This window comes from Azospirillum sp. TSO22-1 (genome assembly GCF_003116015.1).
In the GTDB taxonomy this organism is placed as follows: Bacteria; Pseudomonadota; Alphaproteobacteria; order Azospirillales; family Azospirillaceae; genus Azospirillum.
Genome location: NZ_LGQZ01000022.1, coordinates 1 through 11,331 on the forward strand (window position 1 = coordinate 1; position 11,331 = coordinate 11,331).

The window sequence follows — 11,331 nt, forward strand, 5'->3', positions numbered from 1 at the left end:
CGTGAAAACCCTCTGCGCCGATGGTACTGCGTCTCAAGACGTGGGAGAGTAGGTCGCCGCCAGGTCTTCAAGGCGTTCACCACACACCCGGATCCAAGCACCCGCTCTTCACCAACGCCGACGCCCGCCGCACTCACCCGCGGCGGGCGGCGGCGTTGTGGCGTATGTTCCGTGGTGTTCCCGTTTACAGCCGACGGAAATGGTCCCGTCCGGCCAGTCCAGCCAAATCAGCGGCGATTCTTTCGATGGGAGCGCACCACGGCTCGTCAGGTCCACGGGTCGCCATCCTCATGCTGGGATACCAGGGCAGGCCTTCGGTCCCCAGGCACGTCCAGCCCACCTTGCGGGCGATGAGCAGCCATGTCGGAATCCCCACCGCCCCGGCAAGCGCGTGCACCGAGGTGGACACGGCGAGTTGCACGTCGAGCGCTTTCAACAGGGCGGCGACGTCATCGAGGTCGTTCCACATGTCGATGCCGTCGAAGGTGTGGATGTCCGCGCCGAAGCGGTCGCGAGCCAGCGCCACCTCTTCCGTCGCGTCGCTGTACTGCATGTTTATGAAGGTGAGGCCGGACAGGCGCAGCACCGGTTCCCAGTCCTCGATCCGCGTGTAGTAATGGCTGCGGGCCTGCACCCTGGTCCCGCCGCGCCAGTGCAGGCCGACGTAGGGGCCGGGGCCGAGGACTTCCAGGCGGTTCCGCCAATGGGCGACGCGGGCGGGATCCGGGCACAGGAAGCCCCGGTGGTCGGGGAAATCGGCCAAGGTCCGGCGGAATAGCCGGGGCAGGCTGCCGATCGGCAGGTGGACGTCGACATCGTCGCGCGTCAGGTCGGCGCCAGCGTCCTCAACGACGATCCGCATGTACGGAAACGAGCGCGCGAAGAGAGAGCGCAGCTTGGGCGAGCCCTCATAGGTGATGTCGGCGCCCAGCCGCTCCAGGTCGGGAAAGCAGGAGGCGAAGAGGATTTCATCGCCGACCCCTTGTTCGCGCCAGAGCAGGAGGCGCTTGCCGGTCAGGTCGGAGACCCCGTCCCATCGCGGCTGCCGGAACGACCGGCCGTGCAGCGTGTCGGCGGCGCGGCGGTTGCGGGCGTCGTCGCCGACCAACCAGCGCCACTCGTACTTCTCCCAGCCGACCTCCAGGTCGCCCAGCACGAGCCGGGCCATGCCTTCGTTCCATTCGCTGCCGGCGAACGTCGGGTCGGCGCGCTGCGCCCGGAGAAAGCAGGAGAGGGCGTCCTCCGGATGGCCGCGCTCCAGGAAGTTGCCGCCGAGGTTGGACAGGGCGTTGGCCAGAGCGGGCTGCAGGCATACGGCCGCCCTTTGGCAGCGGAAGGCCTCATCCAGTTCCCCGCGACGCTGAAGGACGTTGCCGAGATTGGTCAGGGCTTCGGGGAGCGCCGGGTTTAGGCGCAGGGCGTCGGCGTATCGCTCCGCCGCCTCGTCCAACCGGCCCGTTTCGAACAGCATCAACCCCAGGTTGCTGACGGCCTCTGCATCGTTCGGCCGTTGGCGAACGGCGTCCTCGAGGCAGCCGATCCCCTCGTCCCGGCGTCCCAGTCGGTACAGCACCACGCCGAGATTGGCCAAGGCCTCGGGAAAGATAGGCTTCGTGCGCAGCGCGTTGGTGTAGTGAATGGCGGCCTCGTCCAGCCGGCCGAGCCTCTCGAGCGCGGCGGCGAGTCCAAAAAACCCCTCAGGGACGGGCGGCCCGATCGTCAGGGCCTTGCCCAGGCACTCGACGGCGAGGTCGAAGACCTGGCCGTGGAAGGCGACTGTGCCCAGCAGGTAGAGCGCGTCCAGGTTTTCGGGCTCCGCTTCCAGCGCGTGGCCGAGAACGCCGGCGGCTTCGGCCAGACGCCCGGATTGCGAAAGGGCCCGAGCGGTGCCGATCATCCCGTCGATGTCGGGGAGCCCGCCGTGTCCAGCCGGAGGTGCCATGGTGCCGGGTGAAGCGTCGCTTTGCTCTTCGTTCATCACGGTCTTCCGGTGACTGGTGCGGAGGACTATACGGAAAAGTGCGGCACCCTTTCCACACGGCGTGGAGAACGCCGTCAGGCAAGCCCGCGGATGAAGAGGGCGACGGCCTTGGCGACGTAGGCCTCGCGCTCGGCCTCCTCCGGCGTGTCGCAGGCGCCCAGCATCAGCGCGCAGTGGACGCCGCCCTGCATGGTCGCCAGGAACTGGGTGGCGACGAAGGCCGGGTCGTCGGTCTTGATCAGGCCGCGCGCGGCGGCGCGCTCGAAGAACGCCACGAAGGTGGCGATCGCCTTCTCCGGGCCGGCCTGGAAGAACAGTCGTGCCGCTTGCGGTACGCGGGTCGCCTCGCCGGTCACCGACTGGTGCATCCGAATCGCCGCCTCCGACCAGATCAGGTCGACGAAGCGGCGGCCCAGCGCGCGCAGAGCCTCCTCCAGCGGAACGTCGTCGAAGGTGTCGGGCGCGAAGTGCAGGCCGCTCCGCTCGCACTCGGCGGAGATGGTGGCGACGTACAACTCGTCCTTGGACGGGAAGCGGGTGTAGAGCGTCGTCTTCGACACCCGCGCCCGCTGCGCCACCAGATCCATGGAGGTGCCGGCGTAGCCCAACTCCAGGAAGATCTCCCGCGAGGCGGCGAGGATCTGTTCGGTTTTCGGGTCGGGTGTGGCTGCGTGCTGTTCGGAAGGCATCTGGACTGAACTGTATCGTTCACACTTGACGGAGGCTCGGCTTCGGATTACGAGTCTATCAGTACGATACAGTTCAGTCCAGTGGAGGATGCGATGGTGCGGCGGCGGGGGATCGGGCTGGCGGCGGTCATGCTCCTGGCGGGGGTGGGGCTGTCGGCCTGCAAGGAAGGCAACGGCGCTCCCGCCCCGGAACCGCGCCCGGTGCGCGTCACCACGGTCGCCCTGGAATCCGCCGACGACACCGTCCGCTACCCGGCGGTGATCCGCCCGCGCATCGAGGCGGACGTCGGCTTCCGCGTCGCCGGCAAGGTGGTGGCGCGGCTGGTCGAGGTCGGCACGCGGGTCGAGCCCGGCACGCCGCTGGCCCGGCTCGATCCGGCCGACATCCAGCTCCAGGTCCGCGCCGCGCAGGCGCAGCTGGAATCCGCCCGGGCCGATGCCGCCAACGCCCGCGCCGACTTCGACCGCTACGCCCAGCTGCGCAAGGGGGACTGGACGACCAAGCAGGAATACGACCGCCGCAAGACCGCGCTGGACAAGGCGGAGGCGCGGGTGCGCGAGATCGAGGCGCAGCTGCGCGTGCTCAACAACTCGCTGCAATACGCCACGCTGCTGGCCGACGCGGCCGGCGTGGTCACCGCCGTGCTGGTCGAGCCGGGGCAGGTGGTGGCGCAGGGGCAGGCGGCGCTGCGCGTCGCCAAGCTGGGCGAGGTCGAGGCGGTCGCCAACATCCCCGAACAGCAGGTCGCCGCCCTGCCGCAGCGCGCGCTGGCGGTGGAGCTGTGGGCGCAGCCCGGGCTGCAGATCCCGGCGGCGCTGCGCGAGGTGAGCCCGAGCGCCGATCCCGGCACCCGCACCTACCAGGCGCGCGTCACGCTGACGGACCCGCCGGCCACCGTGCAGCTGGGCATGACGGCGACGCTGATCGCCCGGCTGGAGCGCGGCGGCATGGTCGCCCGGCTGCCGCTGAGCGCGGTGACGCAGAGCGGGCAGAGCCCGGCGGTGTGGGTGGTCGCCGGCCCGGCGAAGGACCGGCTGGAGCTGCGGCCGGTGACGGTGGCCGCCTACGCGGGCGACCTCGCCATCGTCGCGGGCGGCCTGAAGGACGGCGAGAAGGTGGTCACCGCCGGCGTGCACAAGCTGGACGCCGGGCAGCAGGTCACGGTGTGGGCGGAGCCCACGCGATGAGCCACCGGAACCGGGACCGCGGCAACCTCTCCGCCTGGGCCTTGCAGCACCGCACGCTGGTGCTGTTCTTCATCCTCGCCAGCGTGCTGGCCGGGGGATTGGCCTACAAGAACCTCGGCCGCGCCGAGGACCCGTCCTTCACCTTCAAGGTGATGACCATCCGCACCGAGTGGCCGGGCGCCACCGCGCGCGAGGTCGAGCAGTTCGTCACCGACCGCATCGAGAAGAAGCTGGAGGAGGTCCCCTACTACGACTTCGCGCGCAGCTACTCCAAGCCCGGCGAGTCGGTGATCTTCCTGCAGCTCAAGGACTATACGCCGCCGCGCAAGGTCGCCGACCTGTGGTACCAGGTGCGCAAGAAGGTCGGCGACATCCGCTACACGCTGCCCGACGGCGTGGTCGGGCCGAGCTTCAACGACGAGTTCGGCGACGTCTACTCCGCCATCTACGCCTTCATGGGCGAGGACTTCACCCCGGCGCAGCTGAAGAAGGTGGCCGAGGAGGTGCGCGCGAAGCTGCTGCACCTGCCCAACGTCGAGAAGGTCGAGCTGATCGCCCCGCAGGAGGAGCGGATTTACGTTGAGATCTCCAGCCAGCGCCTCGCCAGCTTCGGGCTGCCGGTGGAGACGGTGATCCAGGCGCTCCAGCGCGAGAACGCCATCGCCGCGGCCGGCGACGTAGACGCCGGCTCGCAGCGGGTGTTCGTGCGCGTCGACCTGGGCATCGACAAGGCGGAGGAGGTGCGCGCCATTCCGGTGGAGACCGGCGGGCGCCTGCTGACCATCGGCGACGTCGCCGAGGTGAAGCGCGGCTACGTCGAGCCGCGGCGCTTCACCATGCGCACCAAGGGGCGCGACGCCATCGGGCTGGGCGTCGTCATGGCCAAGGGCGGCAACGTCCTGCACCTGGGCGAGGCGCTCAAGGCCGAGATGGCGAAGGTCGAGGCCAAGCTGCCGGTCGGCATGGAGCTGGCGCAGGTCGCCAACCAGCCCAGCGTGGTCGAGCACTCGGTCGGCGAGTTCACGGAATCGCTGGCCGAGGCGCTGGGCATCGTCATCCTGGTCAGTCTGGTGAGCCTGGGCTGGCGCACCGGCATCGTGGTGGCGCTGGCGGTGCCGCTGGTGCTGGCGCTGACGCTGGTGGCCATGCAGATCCTCGGCATCGACCTGCACCGCATCTCGCTGGGTGCCCTCATCATCGCGCTGGGGCTGCTGGTGGACGACGCCATCATCGCGGTGGAGATGATGGTGGTGAAGATGGAGCAGGGCTGGGACCGCGTGCGGGCCGGCGCCTACGCCTACACTTCCACCGCGTTCCCGATGCTGACCGGCACCGTCGTGACGGCGGCGGGCTTCGTGCCGGTCGGCCTCGCCCAGTCGGCGGCCGGCGAGTACACCAACGCCATCTTCTGGGTGGTCGGGCTGTCGCTGCTGCTGTCGTGGGTGGTGGCGGTGATCTTCACGCCGTACCTCGGCTACAAGCTGCTGCCGCAGCCCAAGCACATCGTCGAGGACGGGCACGAGCTGGACATCTACGACACGCGCGGCTACCGGATCTTCCGGCGCATGGTCGAGGCCTGCGTGCGGGCGCGCTGGGTCACCATCGGCGTGACGGTGGCGGCGTTCGTCGCCTCGCTGGTCGGGTTCGGCTTCGTGCAGCAGCAGTTCTTCCCCTCCGCCAGCCGGCCGGAGCTGCTGGTCGACATCCGCCTCGCCGAGGGCTCGTCCATCGCGGCGACGGCGGCCGAGGTGGCCAAGCTGGAGACGCTGCTGGCGGCCGACCCGAACGTCGACACCTGGACCGCCTACACCGGCGGCGGCTCGCCGCGCTTCTACCTGCCGCTCGACCAGCAGCTGCAGAACGCCAACTTCGCCCAGTTCGTGGTGATGACCAAGGGGCTGGAGGAGCGCGAGCACGTCAAGGACGCGCTGGAACGGCGGCTGGAGACCGACTTTCCGGCGGCGCGCGTGCGCGTCAGCCGGCTGGAGAACGGCCCGCCGGTCGGCTACCCGGTGCAGTTCCGCGTCACCGGCGACGACCCGGCGACCATCCGCACCATCGCCTACCAGGTGCGCGACCGCATGCGCGGCCACCCCAACATGGCCAACGTCCACCTGGACTGGGACGAGCTGTCGAAGCGCGTTCGGCTGGAGGTCGACACCGCCAAGGCCCGGGCGCTCGGCATCTCCAAGCAGGACCTGTCGAACGCCTTGCAGCTGCTGCTGAACGGCATGCCGATCACGCAGTACCGCGAGGGCACCGAGCTGATCGGCGTCGTGCTGCGCACCACCTCGGACGAGCGCCTCGACCTGTCGCGCCTGGGCGAGCTGAGCGTGCGCACCGGCCGCGGCACCGCCGTGCCGCTCTCCCAGGTCGCCAGCCTGAAGTACGAGCTGGAGGAGCCGGTGCTGTGGCGCCGTGGCCGGGAGACGACCATGACCATCAAGGGCGACGTCATCGGCGGCGTCCAGGCGCCGACGGTCAGCGTGCAGCTCGACGCCGAGCTGAATGCGATCCGGGCCACGCTGCCGGCCGGCTACGCCATCGCCATGGGCGGCGCCATCGAGGAGAGCGCCAAGGGCCAGGGCTCGATCAACGCCATGCTGCCGCTGATGCTGCTGATCATGGTGGCGACGCTGATGCTGCAGCTGCAGAGCTTCTCGCGCGTCTTCATGGTGCTGCTCACCGCGCCGCTGGGGCTGATCGGGGTGACCGGGGCGCTCCTGCTGTTCAACCTGCCCTTCGGCTTCGTCGCCATGCTGGGCGTCATCGCGCTGGCCGGCATCATCATGCGCAACTCGGTCATCCTGGTGGACCAGATCGAGCAGGACGTGCGCTCCGGCCGCTCGCGCTGGGAGGGCATCGTCGAGGCCACGGTGCGCCGCGCCCGGCCGATCGCGCTGACCGCGGCGGCGGCGATCCTCGCCATGATCCCGCTGGCGCAGAGCGCCTTCTGGGGACCGATGGCGGTGGCGATCATGGGCGGCCTGACCGGCGCCACCGTGCTGACGCTGTTCTTCCTGCCGGCGCTGTACGCCGCGTGGTTCCGGGTGAAGGCGCCGGCGCGCGAGGCGGAGCGGGTGGAGCCGGAAGGGGCGGTGGGGGTGGCGGCTCAGTAGCTGGTTACCCCCACCCCGACCCTCCCCCGCTGGGCGGGGGAGGGGGCTTCCTTGCCCTTCCCACGAGCGGCGGAGTTCCCTCCCCCGCCCAGCGGGGGAGGGTTAGGGTGGGGGCAACGCCTTCAGGGCCAAACGCGAAGTCACAGCCGCGGCGGTTTACGCCTTCGCCCATCTATGGGATAGTCCTACCTCGTTTTCGCAAAATCCGCGTTCGAGGAAGACGGTCCCCGTGCGTCGCCTGACTTCGCTGCTGGCCTGCGCCGGCCTCTCCGCCCTGGTCACCGCGTGCGCCAGCGGACCGCCGAAGCCGGTCTCCCAGGCGGAGCTCGACGCCCACGTGGCGGACGCGTCCAAGCGCTTCAGCATGCCGGAGCCGTGGATCCGCGAGGTCATTCGCCAGGAGAGCGGCGGGCGCACCACCCTGAACGGCAAGCCCATCGTCAGCAAGGCCGGCGCCATGGGCCTGATGCAGCTGATGCCCGCCACCTACGAGGAGATGCGGCGCAAGCACGGCCTCGGCTCCGACCCGTTCGAGCCGCGCGACAACATCATGGCGGGCACCGCGTACCTGCGCGAGATGTACAACCTGTTCGGCGCGCCGGGCTTCCTGGGCGCCTACAACTGCGGCCCGCGCTGCTACGGCGACTATCTGGCCGGCAACCGCTCGCTGCCGTCGGAGACGCGCAACTACATCGCCTCCATCGCGCCGCGCCTCAACAATTCGCCGGCGCCGCAGCCCGACAACTCGGACGTGATGGTCGCCAGCCTGCCGACGCCCACGCCAGGGCCGGCGCCCATCGCGCCGGTGCCCATTCCTCCGGCGCCCATTTCTCCGGCAACGGGCGGCAGCGCGGTGTCGCTGGCGCCGCTGCCCACCGCCTCGGTGCCGCGCGTGGTGGCCGAGGCGCTGCCGCCGCCGGTGCCCGCTCCGCTTCCGGTGCGCGCAGCTCCGGTGCGCTCCGCGCCCGTCGCCGTCGGGGGCGGGGTGTGGACGGTGCAGCTCGGCGCCTTCCGCTCGCCGGACGACGGGCTGAAGGTGATCGACAAGGCGCGGCGCGCGGCGCCGGGCGGCATGCTGGTGCGCGCCCAGCAGGTGGTGCAGCCGGTCGACACGCAGTCCGGCCCGCTCTACCGCGCCCGCCTGTCCGGCCTGTCGCAGGAGGCTGCGGCCAACGCCTGCGCCAGCCTGGTGGGGCAGGGCATGGCCTGCTTCGTGGTGGCGCCGGGCGCCTGAACAGTGGGGAAGCGCATGGGTGTCTTCGGCCGGATCCTTGCCGCCCTGGCGGCGCTGGCATGTCTGGCCGCCGGGCCGGCGCTGGCCGAGGGCAAGCGCGTCGCGCTGGTGCTCGGCATCGGCGCCTATAGGAACGCCGCTCCGCTGGCCAACCCCACCAACGACGCCCGCGCCATCGCCGACGCGCTGAACGCCGCCGGCTTCGAGCTGATCGGCGGTGGCCCGCAGGTCGACCTCGACCGCGCCGGGATCGAGAAGGCCATCCGCGCCTTCGGCACCAAGCTGGTCGGCGCCGACGTCGGGCTGTTCTTCTACGCCGGGCACGGCATCCAGGTGCAGGGCAGCAACTACCTCGTTCCGGTGACCGCCAACGTGGCGCGCGAGGCCGACGTCCGCTACGAGCTGGTGGACGTCAACCTGGTGATCGAGGAGATGACGCTGGCCGACAGCCGGCTGAACATCGTCATCCTCGACGCCTGCCGGAACAACCCGTTCGGCGGGCGGGGCCTGCGCTCCGCCGGCTCCGGGCTGGCGCAGATGCAGGCGCCGGCCGGCACCATCATCGCCTACGCCACCCAGCCCGGCGCGGTCGCCGCCGACGGCGCCGGGTCCAACAGCCCCTACACCGAGGTGCTGTCGAAGGCGGTGCTGACGCCGGGCGGGACGGTCTTCGACGTGTTCAACGACGTCGGCGTCGCCGTCAAGCGCAACACCGCCGGCGTGCAGCAGCCCTGGGTGTCGTCCTCGCCGATCGAGGGGCGCTTCTACTTCCTGGGCCCGACCACCATCACCCCGCCGCCGGCCGCCGCCGACAAGGAGGTGGTGTTCTGGGACAGCGTCAAGGGCAGCAGCAACCCCAGGATGTTCGAGGCGTACCTGAAGCAGTTCCCGCAGGGCACCTTCGCCGCCCTGGCCGAGACGCGGCTGGCCGAACTCTCCGCGGCCCCGGCGCCGGCGTCCGCCCCGCGGGCCGAGGCGCCGGTGCCAGCGCCGGTGCAGATCGCCGTGGCCGCGCCGCCGGCGCCGCCCGCACCGATGGTCCGCCTGTTCGACGCGGCGGCGATCCCCTATGTCAGCCCCAAGGCGCGGGAGACGCTGGGGCGCTTCGCCTCGCTGCCGTCGCCCAAGGCGCTGGCGATCTCGCCCAAGGGCAACTACGCCTACGTCTCCAACACCACGCAGACGCGGACCGCCGAGGACGTGCGGCGCAGCGCGCTGCAGCACTGCCAGCTCAACGCCGGCAGCCCGTGCACCCTCTACGCGGTGGACGACGCCGTGCTGCTGGACAGCCCGGTCGCCTTCGCGCCGATGCCGGTGGAGATCCCTGGCAGCGGTCTGTTCGATCCGGCCAAGGTGCCCTTCGTCTCCGACCGGACGCGCGAGGTCGGCATGGTGAAGTACAGGCAGAACCCCGGGCATAAGGCGCTCGCCCTGACGCCCACCGGCCGCTGGGCGGCGGTGTGGGCCCGCAAATCCATCGACGACGCGCGCGAGGCCGTGCTGGAGCGCTGCGAGGAGCTGAGCGGCAAGGCCGAGTGCACCATCTATGCGGTGAACGACGCCGTCGTCTTCGACGAGGAACGCTGAGCCGATGCCCCCGCGATCCCTGATCCTCCCGCTGCTGGCGGGCCTGCTGCTGGCCGTACCGGCCCCCTTTGCGTCGGTTTGGGCGGCACAGCCCATCGGCAGCTACGCCAACGGCTGCATCGCCGACGCGCGCGAACTGCCGCCGGAGGGCTCCGGCTATCAGGCGGTCAACCTGTCGCGCGGGCGCAACTTCGGTCACCCGGCGCTGGTCGACTACGTCGCCGGGCTGGCGCGGCGGGCGGGGGCAGAGGGGCTCGGCCGGCTGGCGGTCGGCGACCTGTCGCAGCCGCGCGGCGGCCGCATGCCGAGCGGCCACGCCAGCCACCAGATCGGCCTGGACGCCGATGTCTGGTTCGACCTCGACCTACCGGCCCTGCCGCGCGACGCGCGCGAGCGCACCGATTTTCCGAGCATGGTGGACGTCTCCGGCCAGCGGATCGACCCCGGCCGCTTCGGCGTCCGGCAGCGCCGCCTGTTGCAACTGGCGGCGGGCGACCCGCGGGTGACGCGCATCTTCGTCAACCCGGCGATCAAGCTGGCGCTGTGCGAGGGAGAAACCGGCGACCGCGCGTGGCTGCGCAAGGTCCGCCCGTGGTTCGGCCACGCCTCGCACTTCCACGTGCGCCTGGAGTGCCCGCCGGATGCCGCCGACTGCGTGCCGCAGAGCCCGGTGCCGCCCGGCGAGGGCTGCGACGCCGAGCTGTTGAGCTGGTTCGAGCCGCGCAAGGACACGCCGCGCGAGCCGACGAAAATCCCGCCGCCCCCGCCGGCCTGCGTGGCGCTGTTCAAGCGCTAGGCCCGGCCGTTCACGAAGCGCGAAACGCACGGCCCGGCACTTCGCGAAAAGCCGGGGTGATCCGCGCACACGGCCTCGACCCGTCCTTCGTCCTCCGCCACAGATCGGGACGACTTTCCCGATTGGAGAACGGACCATGCCGTCGCCTCAGTCCGCCGTCATGCTGGAACGCATCGTCACGGGGGCGCCCTGGTGGGTGTTTCCGCTGCTGGCGCTGCTGATCGTGCTGGGCATTCGCGCCACCCGGCCGCGCGTCACCGCGCTGCCGCGGGTGCTGATCGTGCCGGTGGTGTTCATCGCCTGGGGCTTGAGCGGTCTGGTGCCGGCGCTCGCCGCGTCTCCCGACCTGGCGCTGCCGGCCGCCGGCGCCGCGACGGGCGCCGTGCTGCTGGCCCTGGCGACCGGCGGCCTGGACGGCGGGTGGATCGATGTCGAGCGGGGCGTCGCCCATCTGCGCGGGAGCTGGATTCCGCTGGTCCGGAACGTGGCGATCTTCACCGCCAAGTACGCCGTCGCCGTGGCCGTCGCGATGCATCCGGCGGACCGCGCCCAGCTGATGCTCTGGAGCGTCGCCATCTCCGGCGCGAGCGCCGGCTACTTCGTCGGCTGGCTGGCGCGGCTGACGATCGACAGCCGCCGTGCGGTCCGGGATGCGTGATATCAAAGGCGCCTGATGGCTTCCATCAGGCGCCTTTGATCCAACCCGGCAGCTCAATGCACAGCATTGAGCGGGAGGG

8 protein-coding genes are annotated in these 11,331 nt (G+C 71.0%); 6 read left to right on the top strand and 2 right to left on the bottom strand.

Annotated elements, in window-relative coordinates:
* Nucleotides 1–184 precede the first annotated feature (184 nt).
* Together TSO221_RS06620 and TSO221_RS06625 are read right to left on the bottom strand one after the other, a co-directional pair.
* A complete protein-coding gene (locus TSO221_RS06620) occupies nt 185–1,978 on the bottom strand; it encodes a tetratricopeptide repeat protein (protein ID WP_109117692.1) in 1,794 nt (597 codons plus the stop codon).
* Nucleotides 1,979–2,055: 77 nt separating this feature from the next.
* Nucleotides 2,056–2,670: a TetR/AcrR family transcriptional regulator gene (locus TSO221_RS06625; RefSeq protein ID WP_109117693.1), complete on the bottom strand. Its 615-nt coding sequence runs from the start codon at nt 2,668–2,670 to the stop codon at nt 2,056–2,058.
* A 93-nt stretch (nt 2,671–2,763) separates the two neighbouring features.
* On the opposite strand from TSO221_RS06625, the gene TSO221_RS06630 reads away from it, so the two are divergent.
* The 6 genes from TSO221_RS06630 (at nt 2,764) to TSO221_RS06655 (ending at nt 11,252) form a co-directional block, all read left to right on the top strand.
* Nucleotides 2,764–3,858, top strand: coding sequence for an efflux RND transporter periplasmic adaptor subunit (locus tag TSO221_RS06630; RefSeq protein ID WP_109117694.1), 1,095 nt, complete (start codon nt 2,764–2,766; stop codon nt 3,856–3,858).
* On the top strand, nt 3,855–6,977 hold the full coding sequence (locus TSO221_RS06635; protein WP_109117695.1) for an efflux RND transporter permease subunit: 3,123 nt from the start codon (nt 3,855–3,857) through the stop codon (nt 6,975–6,977). Before TSO221_RS06630 ends, TSO221_RS06635 begins: the two co-directional genes overlap by 4 nt.
* 229 nt (nt 6,978–7,206) lie before the next feature.
* Nucleotides 7,207–8,211 carry a lytic transglycosylase domain-containing protein gene (locus TSO221_RS06640; protein ID WP_109117696.1) on the top strand — a complete coding sequence of 335 codons (1,005 nt, stop codon included), beginning with the start codon at nt 7,207–7,209 and terminating at the stop codon, nt 8,209–8,211.
* A 15-nt stretch (nt 8,212–8,226) separates the two neighbouring features.
* Complete coding sequence (locus tag TSO221_RS06645; RefSeq protein WP_109117697.1) at nt 8,227–9,798, top strand: caspase family protein; 1,572 nt, start codon at nt 8,227–8,229, stop codon at nt 9,796–9,798.
* A gap of 4 nt (nt 9,799–9,802) precedes the next feature.
* Nucleotides 9,803–10,594 carry a penicillin-insensitive murein endopeptidase gene (mepA, locus tag TSO221_RS06650; RefSeq protein ID WP_109117698.1) on the top strand — a complete coding sequence of 264 codons (792 nt, stop codon included), beginning with the start codon at nt 9,803–9,805 and terminating at the stop codon, nt 10,592–10,594.
* A 136-nt stretch (nt 10,595–10,730) separates the two neighbouring features.
* Nucleotides 10,731–11,252, top strand: coding sequence for a DUF6622 family protein (locus tag TSO221_RS06655; RefSeq protein WP_146208726.1), 522 nt, complete (start codon nt 10,731–10,733; stop codon nt 11,250–11,252).
* The last annotated feature ends 79 nt before the right edge of the window (nt 11,253–11,331 follow it).